This is a genomic window from Denitrovibrio acetiphilus DSM 12809, assembly GCF_000025725.1.
Classification (GTDB): Bacteria; Chrysiogenota; Deferribacteres; order Deferribacterales; family Geovibrionaceae; genus Denitrovibrio; species Denitrovibrio acetiphilus.
The window spans coordinates 846,461-864,435 of the sequence record NC_013943.1; the positions used below are offsets into that span (position 1 = coordinate 846,461).

Annotated in this window: 16 protein-coding genes; 4 read left to right on the forward strand and 12 right to left on the reverse strand. The window is 42.9% G+C overall.

The genetic code is table 11. The features are described from left to right. Positions 1-11: 11 nt before the first annotated feature. The 11 genes from hutW to DACET_RS04190 form a co-directional block, all read right to left on the reverse strand. Positions 12-1,406: a heme anaerobic degradation radical SAM methyltransferase ChuW/HutW gene (gene hutW, locus DACET_RS04145; RefSeq protein WP_013010134.1), complete on the reverse strand. Its 1,395-nt coding sequence runs from the start codon at positions 1,404-1,406 to the stop codon at positions 12-14. Continuing rightward, positions 1,403-1,957, reverse strand: a complete 555-nt coding sequence (locus DACET_RS04150) for a flavodoxin-like protein (RefSeq protein ID WP_013010135.1) — start codon at positions 1,955-1,957, stop codon at positions 1,403-1,405. The genes hutW and DACET_RS04150 overlap by 4 nt, the downstream gene beginning before the upstream one ends. Beyond that, complete coding sequence (locus DACET_RS04155; RefSeq protein ID WP_013010136.1) at positions 1,958-3,988, reverse strand: TonB-dependent receptor plug domain-containing protein; 2,031 nt, start codon at positions 3,986-3,988, stop codon at positions 1,958-1,960. A gap of 77 nt (positions 3,989-4,065) precedes the next feature. Beyond that, complete coding sequence (locus DACET_RS15950) at positions 4,066-4,224, reverse strand: Com family DNA-binding transcriptional regulator (RefSeq protein WP_013010137.1); 159 nt, start codon at positions 4,222-4,224, stop codon at positions 4,066-4,068. 14 nt (positions 4,225-4,238) lie between these two features. Beyond that, a complete protein-coding gene (locus tag DACET_RS04160; protein WP_013010138.1) occupies positions 4,239-4,934 on the reverse strand; it encodes an energy transducer TonB in 696 nt (231 codons plus the stop codon). Continuing rightward, positions 4,924-5,325 carry an ExbD/TolR family protein gene (locus DACET_RS04165; protein ID WP_013010139.1) on the reverse strand — a complete coding sequence of 134 codons (402 nt, stop codon included), beginning with the start codon at positions 5,323-5,325 and terminating at the stop codon, positions 4,924-4,926. The genes DACET_RS04160 and DACET_RS04165 overlap by 11 nt, the downstream gene beginning before the upstream one ends. Further along, positions 5,312-5,986: a MotA/TolQ/ExbB proton channel family protein gene (locus tag DACET_RS04170; protein ID WP_041229870.1), complete on the reverse strand. Its 675-nt coding sequence runs from the start codon at positions 5,984-5,986 to the stop codon at positions 5,312-5,314. Before DACET_RS04170 ends, DACET_RS04165 begins: the two co-directional genes overlap by 14 nt. A 308-nt stretch (positions 5,987-6,294) precedes the next feature. Beyond that, positions 6,295-7,473, reverse strand: a complete 1,179-nt coding sequence (locus tag DACET_RS04175; protein ID WP_013010141.1) for a TsoY family (seleno)protein — start codon at positions 7,471-7,473, stop codon at positions 6,295-6,297. An 80-nt stretch (positions 7,474-7,553) separates the two neighbouring features. Continuing rightward, complete coding sequence (locus DACET_RS04180; RefSeq protein ID WP_013010142.1) at positions 7,554-8,993, reverse strand: PAS domain S-box protein; 1,440 nt, start codon at positions 8,991-8,993, stop codon at positions 7,554-7,556. Beyond that, on the reverse strand, positions 8,974-11,565 hold the full coding sequence (glnD, locus tag DACET_RS04185; protein ID WP_013010143.1) for a [protein-PII] uridylyltransferase: 2,592 nt from the start codon (positions 11,563-11,565) through the stop codon (positions 8,974-8,976). The genes DACET_RS04180 and glnD overlap by 20 nt, the downstream gene beginning before the upstream one ends. Before the next feature lie 10 nt (positions 11,566-11,575). Next, positions 11,576-12,061 (reverse strand): flagellar basal body-associated FliL family protein, encoded by a 486-nt coding sequence (locus DACET_RS04190; RefSeq protein WP_013010144.1) that lies wholly within the window; start codon positions 12,059-12,061, stop codon positions 11,576-11,578. Between the two features lie 135 nt (positions 12,062-12,196). Here DACET_RS04190 and mtaB point away from each other — a divergent pair, with 135 nt between their 5' ends. The 3 genes from mtaB to DACET_RS04205 all read left to right on the forward strand — a co-directional run bounded on the left by mtaB (position 12,197) and on the right by DACET_RS04205 (position 16,107). Further along, positions 12,197-13,516, forward strand: coding sequence for a tRNA (N(6)-L-threonylcarbamoyladenosine(37)-C(2))-methylthiotransferase MtaB (gene mtaB / locus DACET_RS04195; protein ID WP_013010145.1), 1,320 nt, complete (start codon positions 12,197-12,199; stop codon positions 13,514-13,516). After that, the gene (locus DACET_RS04200; RefSeq protein WP_013010146.1) at positions 13,458-15,110 is read left to right on the forward strand and encodes an FAD-dependent oxidoreductase; all 1,653 of its coding nucleotides are present in this window, start codon (positions 13,458-13,460) and stop codon (positions 15,108-15,110) included. The genes mtaB and DACET_RS04200 overlap by 59 nt, the downstream gene beginning before the upstream one ends. A gap of 115 nt (positions 15,111-15,225) precedes the next feature. Next, positions 15,226-16,107, forward strand: a complete 882-nt coding sequence (locus DACET_RS04205) for a phosphoribosylaminoimidazolesuccinocarboxamide synthase (protein ID WP_052293503.1) — start codon at positions 15,226-15,228, stop codon at positions 16,105-16,107. Positions 16,108-16,153: 46 nt separating this feature from the next. Here DACET_RS04205 and DACET_RS16645 read toward each other — a convergent pair whose 3' ends face one another. After that, entirely contained in the window at positions 16,154-16,612 is a 459-nt protein-coding gene (locus DACET_RS16645; protein ID WP_013010148.1) for a winged helix-turn-helix transcriptional regulator, read from the reverse strand. Between the two features lie 89 nt (positions 16,613-16,701). Between DACET_RS16645 and DACET_RS04215 the strand changes: the two genes are divergently transcribed. After that, positions 16,702-17,688 (forward strand): YhdH/YhfP family quinone oxidoreductase, encoded by a 987-nt coding sequence (locus tag DACET_RS04215; RefSeq protein ID WP_013010149.1) that lies wholly within the window; start codon positions 16,702-16,704, stop codon positions 17,686-17,688. The last annotated feature ends 287 nt before the right edge of the window (positions 17,689-17,975 follow it).

A 17,975-nucleotide genomic window follows, 5' to 3' on the forward strand; every position in this document is an offset into this window, starting at 1 on the left:
CTGTTCATTTTTTAGTTTTGTGCCGATATTCTGGCAGTTTGCGGTATATATTCCTTGTCTGTCGCCAGTGAAATGACGTCGATCATAGCCTGTGCCATGTTTACATACCAGAACTGCCCCTCAGGTGTCAGCTTCATGAGATTTTCTCTGACAGTGACCAGTCCTCTCTCCTGCCAGGAGTTTACTAAAGGCTCGAGGAGGGATCGCATGTCTGTTCCGGCGGCTCTGTTTAAGGTGTCGAACCTAAGGTGACCACAATCGGTCTGGCTGACTATCATGTTGAAGAGTCTGCTGTTTTCTGTTGTGCGTGTCATACCCATGAGCGGTTTGATGCCGTTCATCACCATGTTTATGTATGGAGTCAGTGACGGGTGGGTGAAATATCCGCAAGAGGCTGTTCTCCCGCCTGCACCCGCGCCGTACGCATGCATAACACACCCCTCTTTGGACATGCGGTTATACAAGCTTCTGTCTCTTGTGCCTCTTGTCCAGTGAGACATCGAAGCCTGGGTATAGGCAAGGTTCTGCATCATCTTATATGCCTTTATATGGTATATCGCCTGTTCCTTTGTGGAGGGGACTGTCGGCAGGCTGCCGCTCTTGACCTTTTTATCCAGTCTGCTGTCGTCAAAGACATTAAGCTGATAAAGAGCCATGCCGTCCACGCCGAGCTCGTCTGCTATAAGGATATCTTCCATAAAGTCTTTTTCGGACTGATACGGCAGACCATACATGAGGTCGATAGATACTGCTGCGTGATTATATTTCTTCATCTCTTCAATCTTTCTGGCGACTACATCGCCATCGTCCACACGCCCTATAACTTTTCTGGCGGCACTGTTAAATGACTGAACACCAAGAGAAAATCTGTTTACTCCGGCATTCAGACATGTTTCTATCTTATCTTTGGTAAATTCGAAAGTCCTTGTTTCAAAAGTGAATTCACAGTCATTCGCAATCGGTATATACTGATTAATTGCATCAAGAATACGCTCAATCTGGCTGTTATGCAGAGCACCCGGAGTTCCACCGCCGATGTATACTGCATTTACGTTGCCTTTGCCGAAGAGTGGGAGTTCTGCGCTGAGTTTTAACTCTTTTACAAGGGTTTCTGTGAAGCTTTCCATCATGTCGTCTTTTGCCAGATTTTTAAAGAACCCACAGTAAGCACAGCGGGTTTGGCAGAAGGGGATGTTGATGTAGACCGCTTTTGGTACAAAAGAGGGTGAAGAGGTTTCAAATTTCCATACAGATTGGGTTTCTTCGGGGCGGATAGGCGCACCTTTGCCTCCGGCATGTACCACACGCTTACGGTCGTATCCTCTGGTCAGTCCATCCTCATTTTCATTTCCGAAGATCAGCTGTCTGGTCTCCGAATCAATTTCCATATGCCAGTTCAGGTTCATTTTATCCCTCTGTTTATCTTTGCAATGAGTTTTTCGGCAAAGTCCCAGCATTCTGTTTTATTCATTGTTGTGCGCGGACTTTTCCGCTTTTTTAATTCTTCGGGTGAAAGGTTAAGTATGGTATAAAACTTATTTAGTCCTTCTTTATCTTCGTCCGTCATCCTGCTGTGAACCATTTCTCCGTGGAGCATTGTTCCGCCGATGCATTTACTGCCGAGCTCGCATGCGTATTTTGTCAGCATGGTTATTCCGCCTACTGCTTTCCCGTTCATAAGAACAGGCTCTGTTTGCATAGCTACTCCGAAAATTGCGGAATGTGTTGCAGACAAAGAGGAAACGTTCTCTGTGATGAAGCTTTCCATCTCCGGCAGAAACTTATGGCTGTAAATGCCGGAACCGAGGAGCACAAGGTCGTGCCCCCCGGTTAGCTCGGCATTATTTACATTTACAGCGTCGGCAGAAAAACCTTCTGCTGAGAATCTTTGGGCTATCCATTCAGATATTTCTCCGGTAGAGCCGTATCTGCTGGCGTAAATAATTGCTATTTTCATTTAGAATTCCAGGCTTGCTTTCAGAGTATAGTGTCTGCCCGTCTCCTCGAGAGTGGACATAGCAAGCTGATATTCTTTGTTGTTGATGTTGAGTGCTTCCGCAGTGACCATAAATCTTCTGCCGCTTTCAAAGGCATATGTGTAGTCAAGCTGGAGGTTATAAGTTGTGTAACCACCTGTCTTTGTTACGTCGCCGGTACTGCTCTCCTCTTCTGCTCTGCCTGCATATCTGGCGTATATGTCAACACCGAATGCTGACTGTCCGAAAGCTCTGTCATAGGTTACACCTGCACGCCCGAATGTTTCAGGCATACCGTTTTTAGTTGTGGAGAATCCATCGGTTTCATATTTTTTATGAAGATATGTACCTGTCAGGTATGGTCTGAAATCGGCTATCCTGTATCCTGTTGTAAGTTCTGCGCCTTTGGTTGTTGCCTCATCAACGTTGGTGAAAACCCTTGCATCAGAGCCGTTTCTTGTTGTCAGGATAGTTGTTATATAATCCTTTGCTTTGTTGTAGAAGAGAGCTAAATCTGCATCAAACTTCTTGTTGTCAAACCTTACGCCGACTTCAAAGTTGTTGGACACTTCAGAGTCAAGGTCTGGATTAGAATATGTAGGCGTGGTTGAGCCATGTGTCGTCCCCATGTAAAGCTGCTGCAAGTTTGGCGTTCTGTAACCTCTGGAGTAAAGAGCTCTGAAAGCAGTATTTTTCACACCTGTATACACAAGGGCTAAGCTGCCCACTGTACTGCTGTCGTTAGAGTCATTTTTTTCGTAACTTGGGTTGTCAGTATCGGTCAGTTCTGAGTCTATGGATGTATATCTGAGACCGCCGCTGAGGATGAAATTTTCCCCGAGCATTTGTTCATCATGGATAAAAAATGCTTTACTGAGCTGCTCTGCTTCACTGTGATAGCTTGAGTACACCGGAGCGCCGAAAGTTTTCTTACTCTCGTCCACATCAAGCTCATCTTTCATGATCTCAACACCTGCAATCAGCATGTTTGTATCTGTTATATCAAAATCCACCTGTAAGTTGACACCAGTTGTTATGAGATCATTTTCAGTGTTTGAGAGTGATTCCATTGTTGTCGTCACAGGTCCCATAGCCATGGTCATATACATATTATTGTCGAATTCTTTCAACGTTTTCTGCTGGTATGCGTCCAGCCTGATTTTGGAAATTGCTCCTATCGGCTTTTTGTACTCAGCATAAACTGATGTCTTACGTCTGTTCCAGACAGGCAATTCCATATCCATTGCAAAGGTAGGGGCATCTTCAAGACCTGTGCTGACTTCGTTGTTTGAGCGGTAGCTTGTATGTTCAATACCTATATCAAAAGCATCGTTCTGATAGCCCACAAGAAAACGCATGTTTGTATTTGAGAACTCTGTATTCTCTATTTCGTCACCGTCGGTGTCTTCCCTGTTATTTGCCTTTGTTTTAGTCCCTTCGCCGCGGTAGTAAAATCCGTTTGTGGAGCCGTACAGCGTTACATAACTGCTTATCCCGTCAACGCCTGAGTTGTAGGTTGATGAGATCATCCCCTGGATGGGCTTGTCTGCATATCTTTTGCTGATGATGTTGATAGCGCCGCCGATAGCCTCGGAACCATAAAGAACAGATGCCGGTCCTTTGATAACTTCGATTCTCTCGATGCTGTTTATATCGATGAGTAGAGGCGCGCCGTCCATAGATTTCTGTTCGGAAATCTTGATACCGTCCACCATGACAAGTGCACGTGAGCCCGATTCTCCCCTGAGGCTGAGCCTGTAGATACCTGCTGAGCCGGTTGATGTGAGCTGCACTCCTGGGAGGTCTTTTAAAAGGTCTGCAACAGATGTTACTGTGGATTTCTTTATCTCTTCCTGACCTACGACAGAGAGGCTCATAGGAACCTCTTTGGCAACCTTTTTCGTTCTCGTTGCCGTTACTTCAACTTCTTCTGTTTGCACATTTATATCCGAAGCCCATACATTGAATGTACACAGACAAACGGACATAAGAGCAAGAATACTCTTTCTCATATATCTCTCCTGTATAAATGTTTGGAATTCGGGATTCTCTTTACATTTAGCGGTGCTTGATAGCACTCAAAAAGCCATTATCGGCTATTTTTGATCAGTTTTGTTTCCTCAAACATCTGAATGTAACCGCATTTAGGGCATTTGATTTCAACGTTTTTCACAACCCCTTTCATGAGAAGTCTTTTACACCTTTTACATCTTATTTCAATGCATGTGCAGTCAGTGTTACAGTTCATTACGTCCTCTTTTCTCAATTTAACTTATATCGTATTGGTATCATAATATTCAGTTCATCTTCTGAGTCGTTTGGTAACGGCAACACAGATTTAACAAGCTTCAGAGCCTCTTTGTCCAGTATGCCGGATCCGCTTGATCTGGCTATCTGAACAGCAGCGGCTTCCCCCCCGGGGCTAAGCTTCAGAGCAACTACCGCGATCCCTTCATGCCCTTTGCGTTTTGCCATATAAGGGTATGACTTGTTTGCCTCAACTTCTGCTATAAGTGCGTTTGCGTATGCGTCTGCGTTAAAGCGGGGTTTTGCTGGTTCCGGCGGTTTTTCTTCAGTTTGTATTACATTTTCTTTAACCACAGGCACTGCTGCTGTAATCTGCTTTGCCGGATGTTCCGGAGCTTGCTCTTTTATCACGGGTTTCACGGCAGCTTTTTTCTTTTTCGCAGGTTCAGGTTTCTTTTTTATCGCTTTTTTTTCTGGTTTTTTTATTATTTCAGGCTTTGGCTCCTGTTTTTTTTGTAAGGTTTCCGGGGTTGGTACCTCAGGAGCCTCAGCCTGTTCTGTAGTCATTTTTATGAGGCTTACCGAAAGTCTTTTCGGTTTGTCCGGTTCTGCCGGAGTTTTTGTTTTAAGCTTATAAACAGCCAGAGGTATGTGTACTGCAAACGCAAAAACCACAGCTATTGCATATACTTTAAATTTTTCATTTATCATTTTCAGTCAGAAACGAAACAGACTCTGCACCGGAATCCCTCGCTATGTCCATAAGAGCTATTATCTGTTGAAAATCAACATTCTTGTCGGACGCTATAGAGACTTCGTGCATATTTTTATTTTCAAGTTCACATTTTAAGAGATATTTAAGTTCTGGAGCTTCAATGAGTCTGTCGTTAAAATATAGTTTACCGTCGTTTTTGACAGCAATGACAATCGGCTTGTCTTCCTGAGTATGTGCTGTGCTGCTTGAGGGGAGGTCAGTTTCAATGGCGGTTGACTGGAAAACTGATGTAAGCAGAAAAAAGATAAGAAGAAGGAAAACCATATCTATCATAGGGGTCATGTCAGGTGAACGATCGCCTTTTTTGAAAACATCAAATTCTATCATTGCACTCTCCGAACAATCTTACGATTTCCTCCCCCTTGATTTTCAGATCTATTGATTTGATAACAAATTGTTTTTCAAAAAAATGATAGAAAATCAAAGCGGGAATTCCCACAAAAAGCCCTGCTACTGTAGTAAGCAGAGATTCCCATATCCCAGAGGCGAGGAGGGCAGGGTTCACCGCACCGCCTGTTGACGAAGCTACCGCCTGAAAGGCAGCAACCATTCCTACCACAGTACCGGAAAGCCCAAGCATAGGAGCTATACGACCAATGAGTTCCATAATGTGCAGATTCTTGTTGAAACGCTGAAGCTCCTGAACTCCTTTGTTGGATACAATGTGTTCGAGGTCGTGTCTGGAACAGCGCAGGTTATTAAGCACTTCGAGAAAAACACGTTCCAAAGCGCCTTTGGAACCGTTCAGAACATTTTTTGCATCGCCGAATCTGCCGTTTTCCACCAGTTGTTTTGCCTGACGGTACTTCTCTGCATCTGATCTGTTTGATATGTAAAACCACAATCTTTCGAAAAAGATTGTAATAAGCAACAATGAACAAAAGAACAGCGGATACATAAGAAATCCGCCTTTTTCGATTAAGAGTGTTATAAGCATTGTTTTCCTGTTTTTTAAAGTGTCTGGAATTGATAAGATATTGATTATCATTATCAACTCATGTTGTCAACATTTTTTGCTCTGCCTTTTTTGGTTTAAAGATGTAGTTATTGATAAAAGAATTGCTTAAGAATACTTTATGTGATTATTGTTTCGCCAGTTTGTTTAGATGTGTTATATTTGTCTTGGGAAAAATAACCGGCTCTGTAGTAGTTAAAGTATTGAAACAAATTTGAAATATGATAATATAGAAATAATTAATGGTTCCCCGCAGAATCATTAAGTAGGCAGCACAAGCACGCCACTTGTGCTTCGTACAATACTCCCTAGAAAAAGGCAGCACATTAGGCTGCCTTTTCTTACGCTTTGAGCATCTTTCTGTTTATCCTGAGCATTGTCCATGCTGTTTTGAGCTGTATGACAGTGAAAGGGAGCATAACCATGAAGTACGCTGTGCTGAAGCGTTCCACAAGTCCGTTTTTAATCAGTCCGTAGAATATGAAAAACATACCGAATACAAATACTGCAACTCCGGGACATATAAGTGAATAAATGCTGGCACTTTTTTCAGTACCGTAGAGATAGTCTTTGAAATATCCTATACGTTTCATCACAACATAGCCTATAACACCGAATGCAGCCTGAAGAGAAACTATGACAGATGTAAATACAAACAACACGGAGGGGTTTCCTTCTGAGTCGAAGTTGTGAGAAAGCCCGAAGAACATACGTATCATGGTGATGCCGACAATAGTGAGTATAGGTATCGCTATCCAAAGTGTTGCGCTCCCCTCCTTGCTTATCCCGTAGCGGAAAATTGATTTCAATCCTAATGTGATCTTTACGAATGTCAGTGACATGGCGAGAACCAGAAAAAATATTGATAAAAATAATGATATTGCTGATACAGCTTTAATGTGAGTCATTGCAGCAGGAGCAGCGAAACCGACAGCTACCATAGAGAACGCAAAAATCCCGAGCATCTGTGAAAGGTTATTGTTTTTGGCGTAGTCAAATTCGCCCTTTATCATAAAGTCCGTGAAGTAGCTCACAAATATCTTCATAGCATATATACCGATAGCGGCAAATGCAAGTATAGCGCCGGGGAACATATATTCCACTATGCTCCATAGATTTGGCACTACAGCGGCGAAAAAAGCGAATGAGCAGTTGACTGTCATGGCGAGTGTCAGCGGAATTGCCATGAATGCTACTGCCTGATGTGAATTTTTCATTTCATGGTATTTTGTTGTTTTTCTGAATTTACGGTATTCGATAATGTTCCATATGAGCAGCCTTATGTGCATGTAGAAGAAGAACAGCATCGCAGCATATGTCAGAGCTATCATCGCTGATATTGCTGGATTTTCTCCTGTCAGCACTGGGTATATAATGTCAAAAGTTGCTACCGGTAAACCGGGGTGATCCAGCATGAACATGAAATATATAAAAAACGAGACCGTCAGCCCGCCGGCACCCAGAGATGCGAGAAAGTAAACAGGGGTGTAATTCTCCTTAAGGTCTTTGATCATTGCCATTGGTTCCTCCATGAAGATGATGTTAAAGAGATACTACATCCTGAAGGTGTAGGCAAGTAATATTTGAATATTAGAATATATTAGAATTGAATACTGTATGAGAGTCCGTGTTTTTCTTTCCGGAGAGTCATTGTTCCTCCGTGTTTTTCGATTATGACGTTGGCGATTACTATCCCCCAATAGTCAAAGCTCTGAGAAAGCACCTGATGGTTCCACGGCTGGAGCATGGTATCAAGTATTGCTGCCGGGACTTCAACGCCCTGAACCTCGACTATCACAGTGAAGTGACTGCCGTTCTTTTCAGTTATAAAATTAAAATCTATGGGCACATATTCGTCAAAATATCTTATGGAATCTTTGATGATGTAGCAGAGAGCCATCTTGAGGAACATTTCGCTCCCCTCAACCTCAAAACTCCCTTTAAACTTAGGGGTTACTGTAAGGTTGTACTGGTCAAGAAAGTTGTACAGAAATGCGGAGAAGTTTTTCGAAAATGTTTTGTCTGCAATCTCTTTTGACAGGGAGTGCGTAAAACGTACGATATCAAAACGCTCTTCCGACTGCATTGAAATTGCATTGGTGTAGTCGTTATATCCCGTAACTATCTCTTCGATAAGTTTACATTTTTGCTCAACAATGTTCCATTTGTGCCCCATTGCGTCATTGATACAGGCTTCCTGTTTTATCTTACGCAGGAATCCGGCGGCAACAGTTAGTGCGTTCAGTATGTTATGCGAAAGGTGTCTGGAAAATCCGGCAACGATAGCTTTTTCTTCCAGTTTTTTCATATGCTGTTCTATAAGCAGTTTCTTACTTATATCTTCAAAAATTATCTCAAAGTGTGTTTCACCATTGCTTACGACAGTCATGTAGGCGTTGACTGTGATATAGGCTCCGTTGGATATTTTAAGCTGCATCTCAAGGTTTGACGTCTTCTCTTTGGAGACAATTTTTATGGTTTTAAGATACTCCTCTCTGTGTTCAGGGTGCACCAGTTCCAGAAAATTCATATGATTCCACTTTTCGTGCGAGAAACCCGTAGTGTCTTCAAACTTTTTATTTGCATAGGTTATGACATTGTTTAAATCGATTTCAACAATGCTCTCGCCAGCGGAATTGATTATATTTTCAAGCTTGTTTTTAAGAAATTCAATCTGATTATTTTTATTATCAATGAGGTTGTAAAGCTCGACCAGTCCTTTATTTGCTTCGCTGAGAAGTGCATTTTGCTCCTGAAGCATGGATATTTTATCTATACGTGGTGAAATAGAATATGTTTTAATAGAGAGCTTTATGGCTTCGAGCATGCTTTCAGGGGGCAGGTCAGGAGAGATGCTGACGTTATTTTCAGGTATAGTTGATGTTATGATTATATTTAGTCTTGCTTCTTTGAGCACATCCGAACTGTCAGTAATTATTACATCAGCGTCGTTGATGTTTTTTGTAAAGCTGAAACATTTCTCAAGGAGTTTATCAAGCTCCGGATGAGAAAGCAGCTTTTTATACAGTATCGGTTTCAATTTCTTTAGACAACTCCCCTCTGATATTATCAAGCACCCTCTGGTCTGTTATCTTCTTACCGTGTTTATCTACAAGATAAAAAGAGTCCACGACTCTGTCAACATCGGTTGATATCTTTGCTCTTTCAACATTTAGCTCCTGCTTGTTAAACGAACGCAGTATATCGTACAATAATCCAATTCTGTCTTTGGCATATATATCTACTATAGTGTAGTTCGTTGAAACGTCGTTGTCGAACACGATTTTATCTTTTTTTATGAATACCTGGGCAGGACCTTTGATGCTGCTCTCAGACTGAGTGATCTGACGCTTGATGTCCCGGCCGTCCTTGATAGTATTTATTATACGTTTTTTAAGTGATTCCTGTTTGTCTTCGGGCATCTTTCTGCCTGAGAAGGGGTTTGCTATCATGATATTATCTATGGTGACATCGTTTTCCATAGTATATATTTTTGCCCATTTGATGTTGTATGAAAATGATGATAAAGCTCCGCAGATGTCACTTAGCAGTGCTGGTCTGTCTTTCGCACAGACAATCAGCTCTATTGTGTCAAGTTCCTCTCTGGCATCGATCTCAACGACGATATCATCATCGCTATGAACATTTTCAGCAAGCTGGAGGTATCTTATTATCTCGAAAGCTTTTGTAGAGTAGACATATTCATCATCAAGCTTCTCGGATGCTGCCAGTATCTCCGGAATGTTTTTACATCTTTCTGCGACTTTCTGCCTTCTTCTGGCAACGACAGCTTCAAATTCTTCGACCAGATTCTCTTTGTTTATAGCTGATTCTGATTTGGCATAGAGTTCTTTCAGCAGGTTATTTTTCCACTCGTTAAAAGTTGCTCCGCCTACAGCATTCATGTCAGCGTATGTTAACAGAAACAGAAGCCTGAGCTCTTCGTCAGAGTTGAGAAACGATGTGAAGTGTTCGATAACGTCTATGTCGTGTAGGTCTCGTCTCTGAGCTATGTGGCTCATAAGCAGGTGGTGTTCCACGAGGCTGCATATGGTGTCTGTGTCGTCCATCCCCATGCCGAGCCTTTTACATATGGTGCGTGACATTTTAGCTCCGAGCAGGCTGTGGTTCTTCCCCTGTCCCTTGCCTATGTCATGCAGAAGAATAGCGATAGCCAGAAGATCCTTGCGCTGAAGGTTCAGCAGAGCCTCCTGATAAGAGTTCAGAGAGGGGGGGATGCTCGCTGCTATTTTATCTATGTAGCTCAGGGCAAGTATTGTGTGCTCGTCAACTGTATAATGGTGATAATAATCAAACTGCGGTCGGCATTCCAGCCCTTCAAATTCAGGTATCATAGCCTGAAGAACCCGGCATTTGTACATATCGGACACTATCCTGAATGAATTCGGGAACAGGCTTATTGCCTTTAAGAAATTCTTGCCGTACTCTTTTATAAAAGCAGTATCAATGAGATGTATATTATCTCTTATCAGTTCGCAGGTAGAGTCAGAGATTTTAAGCCCTCTGCTGGTGGCGAAAGTGAATATGGAGATGAGCTTTCTGGGGCTTTCTTTAAATATGTCTTTTGACAACACTGTAAGGGTGTTGGCATATTGAGCATAGCCGTCTGAAAGTTTGTTTATGTAAACTTTTTTGGTAAGTTTTTTTGTTGGGAGCTTCAGCATTGTTCTGTTGATAACTTTGTTGGTTATCTCTGCTGTTAGTTTTGCCTTTATGTAGTAATCACGCATGAAAAGTTCAACTGACTGCACGCTGTCCGTTCCGGCGTAGCCGAGTTTGCTGGCTATCTCCATCTGGGATTCCAGAGTCATTACGTCATATTTTCTGTTGTGAAAATAGTGGAGTTCGTTTCTGACATTAAACAGGAAGCTGCAGTTTTCCATAAGCCGGTCATACTCTTCCTGAGTTAGTATGTTGTGCTTAACCGTTTCCGACAGGCTGCTTGTTTTGTATAATATCTTACATATCCAGTAGATAGTATTGATATCTCTGATGCCTCCGGTTCCTTCCTTTATGTTTGGCTGAAGCCGGAATATTGAATCACGGAATTTACTGTTTCTGTTTCTGACACCGTCAATCTTCATCATCAGAAACTCAGCCTTACCCTTTTCCATGACTTTGTCATTAATGGTTTTAAGAAAACTCTCATAGTCTTTTTTACAGCCGAAAAGCAGCCTGTGGTCGATGAAAGAGGTTCTTACGACTTCATCTTCCATAGCGGCTTTGGCAACATCCTTGAGCCCTTTGATCTGTATCCCCGGGTTAGTGCCTATGTCCCACATAAAGGTTGTAAAAGCGTTCATGAACTCTTCGTGCTGATGGGTGGCTTTGCCTCTATGCAGTATAAGTATATCAATGTCGGAGTGAGGCGCCATCTGCTCTCTTGCGTATCCGCCGAGTGCAAGCACGGCTATGCCGTCTGTTTCCCCGACCTGCTGCTGCGCCATCTGGCATACTTTAATAACAGTTTCGTCAGTCAGTTCAGTAAGCCTGCGTGCAAGCTGCCACGAAGAGCTATAGGAGTGTCTGTTCTTTTTAATTTCCGCCCAGGTATCGTTGTAGTAGTTTTTAATTTTTTCGATAGTTTGCATAGTTTGTTAATCAATCGTAGAGGAAATTAGTGAAATAGATATCCTTAACTTTGATATTGGGGTAGTGCCCTGTGATTTCGGATTGGATAATTTTTTTCACTCTGTTTCGTTCCGCCTCCGTGTTCATCTCAGATGTTTCGAAGTTGGACATGACCCCGTTAATAAGGGTTATAACCTGCTTTCTGGTATCTATCATCTTGTCTGCACTTGGCTGATCTTCCGCCTGAACGGTCAGGTCATACCTGTAATAGTGCCTTTCCATGCCACCGGCGCTGGTTATGAGGTCTCTGAACTCTACATTATAGATACCGCTGCCGTATCTTTTGACTACATCATAGTCTTCGAAGGCGTTAGTCTGTTTAGCTTTCCCTGAAACGAGAAATTTCAGACTGCCGCCGTAAACGTATATAAGATATGCAATAACCGCGAGTATAATAATTGAAGCAACAAAGATGATAGTCCTTTTCAATAAGTTAAAAAGTTTATCAGTATTCATAATTGTTATAATATAACACTTCACTTTTTAAGTAAATCAGATATATTCCAGTAACATGAGAAACAAAAAAAGCACTTCCCGTTTAAAGAAAGTGCTCTTTTCTAGTAAAACCTACTGAGGACATATACATTAAAAATGCGTACATTCATATATACATTCGGCTGTAAGGTTAATCAAGTTGAAAGTGAGAAAATTGTCAATGAATTCAAAGATTATAATTTAACAAGTGTAGACACTGCAAATGAAGCAGACCTTTTGATATTTAATACGTGCGCTGTTACAGAAAGAGCAGAGAACAAATTTCACAGCATGGTGCGTAAAGCCAGAGGGGCAAACCCCGATGTTATCATTGCTGTCACAGGTTGCGCAGCAGAGAAGGACAAGGATAAGCTGAAGGCGCTGGGGGCCGATATTGTCGTGACAAACTCCGGCAAGATGGACATTCTGGAGCATATTGTTAAGAAAACTGATCATCTGGACAGCATATTTGAAAGCAAAGGTTTTCTTGAAGCGGATAATATCTCTATGGCGACCAGAACCCGTGCTTTTGTAAAAATTCAGGACGGCTGCGACAGTAACTGTGCATATTGCATAATACCTTCTCTGAGGGGCCTTCCTGTCAGCAGGGCGTCAGAAGCTGTTATTGCAGAGGTAAAAACGCTGGTGAAAGCAGGATATAAAGAGATAGTCCCCGTGGGAATACATGTGGGGAAGTACGGACAGGATCTGAAAGAAGAGATAGACCTCCCCCATCTTATTGAGAAGATAATAGCTATTGAAGGTGATTTTCGTGTGCGTCTTACGTCAATAGAGCTGAACGAACTCACAGACAGAATGATTCAGATGCTGGCGGAGAATACAGAAAAGATATGCCGTCATTATCACATACCACTTCAGAGCGGATCTAGCCACACTCTTTCCATGATGAACAGAAAGTATACCGCAGAGGAATATATAACGAAGCTGAACAGACTGAAAGAACTTGTGCCTGGCTGCCTGCTCGGGGCAGATGTGATCGTTGGATTCCCTGGTGAAACAGACGATCATTTTGCTGAAACTCTGGATACTTTGAAAAAGTCAGGTCTGGAACATTTGCATGTATTTTCATATTCTGACAGGTCTGGAACAAAAGCATCTGAGATGAGCGATAAGGTCAGCGGTAAAGTAAAGTCTGAACGTGCTAAAAAACTTCGTGCTTTTGCAGAGAATGTTAAATTTCATGCAGCAGAGCAATGTGTGGATAAAATTTATAAAGTTCTAACACAAAAGGATAATACAGGCATAACCGACAATTATTTCACAGTTAGGTTTAAAGAAGATGTTGAACCCGGAAGCTTTTTGGATGTATTAATAACCAATGCTTATAAAGACGGAAGTCTTAAGGGGGATATTTTAGATGCCGGAAAAGATATTAGTGATAGGCGGAGTGGCAGCGGGAGCGACCGGAGCTGCTAAAGCCAGAAGAACAAGCGAAGATGTCGATATTACCGTTGTGGAAAAAGGGAAATACATCTCATTTGCCAACTGCGGTTTACCATACTATACAGGGGGCGTTATCAAGGAACGCTCCAGCGTACTTCTACATACAAGACAGTCATTCGGTAAACGGTTTAATACAGATGTGCTGACCAGAACAGAGGCTGTTGATATCGATCCGAAGAGTAAGACAGTCCTTCTTAAAACATCGAAAGGGGAAATTGAACGACCATACGACAAGCTTCTGCTTGCTGTGGGCGCAAAAACTTTTATCCCGCCTATAGACGGTGTGGAAGATGTCCCTTACTTCACTATGCGAACAGTTGAAGATGCTGACGGTGTTAAGGATTTCATCCAGAAACATAATCCCGAATCTGCACTTGTGATAGGAGCAGGTTTTATAGGTATCGAAGTTGCAGAGGCTATGCTCCATTGCGGCATTAAGCCCACTGTGGTCGAGGCGCTGGATGAGGTAATGCCGAACTTTCCTCATGTTGTTGCTATGAATCTTCGTGAGAAGATGCTAGAGGACGGCTGTGAGGTTATCGTTAAAACATTCGTAACCAAACTTGAAAAAAATGAAGATATAATTAAGGCGCACCTGTCTGACGGACGGGTGCTTGAAACTGACATGGTTATCATGTGCACAGGTGTTAAGCCTGCTGTTGACCTTGCCCTCAATGCTGGTGTGGAGCTGGGGGAAAGAGGCGGTGTGGCTGTTAATGAGCGTATGGAGACAAATGTTACAGATATATACGCTGCCGGAGATCTTGTGGAGAAGGTGAATCTCATTACAGGCAAGAAAGTTCTGCTCCCTCTGGCAGGTCCTGCAAACAGGGAAGGGCGGACAGCCGGAACAAACATGGCCGGCGGAGACATGACCTTCAAAGGGGTTCTGGGCTCTGCCGTTGTGGGGTTTGAGGGGTTTGTAATGGCGCAAACAGGTCTCACATATGAACAGGCTCTTCAGGCAGGATTTGACGCTGACTATGTTTATACCGAAGATGTTAACCGTGCTTCGTATTTTCCTGTTCACGGGCATATTTTTATGATGACTGTCTTCGATAAAAAGACAGGGAAGCTGCTTGGTGTCTCTGCCTGCGGTCCGGACACAACAGAGAAGAAGATCGACCATGCCGCTGTTGCTCTTTATGCGGGGCTTACAGTTTATGATCTGGAGCATCTGGAGCTGTGCTACGCTCCTCCTTTTGCATCGGCAAAAGATAACCTTAACATTGCAGGGTTCGTTGCTTCGAACGAGCTGAGAGGTTCCGGTTATCTTGTCAAACCTGAATGGATTCTGGAGCAGGTGCGTAAGAATACAGGGCTGCAGATTCTGGATGTCCGCACTGCCGAGGAAGTGGACGAATACAAAATCGAAGGCGCGAAGCATATTTTTGTTAACGATCTGAGAGAAAAGATGGATATGATAGACAAAAGCCGTCCGGTTTATGTATATTGTGCTGTGGGTTTCAGAGGTTATCTGGCTGTAAGGAACTTGCGGAATCGTGGGTATGAAGCTTATAATATCACTGGCGGGATCGAAGCCTATAAGAGATTGGTCAGGCTCTGATAAATAACTATCTCTGCCTGACGTGTGATGATGATAAACATGAATTATAGTGGCTCAGGCAGGTTTTTTGGTATATTCTGTCTGCCAGTATCTTAAACATATATGAGGTAAATATTTGATGGAAACAGTAGTGAAAACAGAGTTCGAAGACATGAAGCTCATTGCGAGAGGCAAAGTACGTGACATTTATGATTTTGACGATAAGATGCTGATCGTTACCACAGATCGTCTTTCTGCTTTTGATGTTATCCTCCCCAACGGTGTTCCCGGTAAAGGAAAAATCCTCACAGAGATAGCTCTGTTCTGGTTCGAGCAGACAAAAGGGATCGTGCGCAACCATATCATAACAGCAGATATCGACGAGATGCCTGCGGTGTGTAAAAAGTACAGAAGCGTTCTCGAAGGGCGTTCCATGCTGGTACATAAGTGTAAGCCTTTTCCTGTTGAGTGTGTGGCAAGGGGCTATATCACAGGCTCCGGCTGGAAAGACTATCAGAAAACAGGCGCTGTGTGCGGCATAAAACTTCCTGCGGGGCTTGTTGACTCTGAGCGTATGCCTGAAACACTTTTCACACCGGCGACAAAGGCCGAGGTCGGCGACCACGACGAGAATATCTCTTTCGATAAAATGGCGGAAATGATCGGCATGGCAAAGGCTCAGAAGCTGAAAAACCTCACTATAAAAATATACGAAACAGCTAGGGATATCGCAGATAAGAAGGGTATCATCATTGCGGATACAAAGTTTGAATTTGGCGAACTTGACGGCGAGATAATACTAATTGACGAAGTTCTTACACCGGATTCATCAAGATTCTGGTTCAAAGATAAGTATGAGCCCGGCAAACCGCAGCAGAGCATGGATAAACAGGTGGTGAGGAACTATCTGGAGACACTGGATTGGGACAAGACTGCCCCGGGACCTGTTCTGCCGGATGAGATTGTGAAGAACACAGCAGCGATCTATCGTCAGATAACAGACATCCTTAAAGGTTAATAACTTATAAATGGCGCAGATAATCTCTGCGCCTTAACTTTCTGCATTAAATGCTGGTAGTGACTTTTTCCTGTTCCGTTTCATTAGGAGATGTTTTCTGTGCATTATCCTTTAGCTTTTCAGCTACAACTTCTCTGTATTCCGGTTCTATGTCCGCACTGAGGTCATAGCTGACTTCTCCGAACCGTTTTGCATACTCATATCCCCATACAATCATCATGTTTAATACCGGCTCAAAGCTCCTGCCGAAAGGTGTCAGGCTGTATTCAACTTTTGGAGGAACAATAGGGTAGACCTCTCTGTGTACCAGTCCGTCTGCCTCCAGTTCTCTGAGCTGCTGCGTTAGCATTTTCTGTGTTACGTTCGTAATTTTTTTCTGAAGTTCCCCGAAGCGCCTTGTCTTTTTTAGCAGATGCCACATGATAAGAAGTTTCCATTTGCCTGCAATAAGATTCATAGATACTTCGATCGGACACGAGTGCTCTTTTCCCTTAACGTTTATCATAGTTTCCTTTTGGTATGTATAATACAAAATAGTGCATACTTGTCTTTTAGTTTCCTGTTACACTATATTAAGAAATGAAGGAGGCGGCAATGAAAACATTCAAAGCGATAGTTACGGAAGAGAAGGGGGGTGAATATATATCCTCTGTAAAAGAAAGAAATATAGATGACCTGCCTGAAGGGGAGGTTCTTATAAATGTTAAATATTCATCTCTGAACTTTAAAGATGCACTTTCAAGCTCAGGCAACAAAGGGGTCACCAGAAACTACCCTCACACCCCTGGTGTGGATGCCGCAGGAGTTGTTGAACACAGCTCAGACCCGAAATTTGTTCAAGGGGAAGAGGTCATAGTGACAGGCTATGATCTGGGGATGAACACCAGCGGAGGGTTTGCAGAATATATCCGTGTTCCGTCCGGCTGGGTGGTCGAAAAACCTGCTGGTATTTCTCTTAAAGAGGCAATGATATACGGCACTGCGGGCTTTACGTCTGCTTTGTCTGTCGATAAATTGTTAAAGCATGGAGTAACTCCTGATAAGGGGAAAGTTCTTGTAACTGGAGCTACGGGCGGTGTTGGTTCCGTTGCGGTTGCCATGCTTGCAAAACTTGGCTTCAGCGTAACAGGTGTCACCGGAAAAGCTGACAAGGCTGATTTTCTGAAGTCACTTGGAGCGGACGAGGTTATAAGCAGGGAAGATGCACAGGATACCAGCAAAAGACCTATGCTGAAAGGTGTTTACGCTGGTGTCGTGGATACAGTAGGCGGAGATATCCTTGCCACCGCTCTGAAGAGTACAATGTATGGCGGAGCAGTCACCACTTGTGGTCTCACTCAGTCTCCTGAGTTAAACACCACAGTTTTTCCGTTTATTCTGCGGGGGATCTCTTTACTCGGTGTCGATTCTGTTGAACTTCCCATTAACGTCAAAGCATCTGCATGGCGAAGAGTTGCGACAGACCTTAATGTGTCGGAGATAGGTAAACTTGCCCATGAGATAACTCTCAATGAGTTACCTGCTTATTTCGAGAAAATTCTTGCTGGAAAAGTTTCAGGCAGAATTGTTGTCAAAATCTGATAGCGGTCTGTAATCTTTCTGGGCAGTATAGAATATGTTATAAAACATTGGTCAGAGCCTCACTGCTGCGTGGGGCTTCCGGCGGTGGGGAGAGAATCAGCCTATGTACAGAAACCCCATGGGGAAAGACCCGTTGCTTTTGTGTGAACATACTTTGCGGTTATGTTGGTGATAATACCAGTTTTGTTCTATTTTTAAGCTCGACTAAAGGCATCTTTTTTCTCTTTTTTAATATTTATTGAGAATTATTGTGAAATTATCTAAAAAATAAGATGAAAAAATAAAGG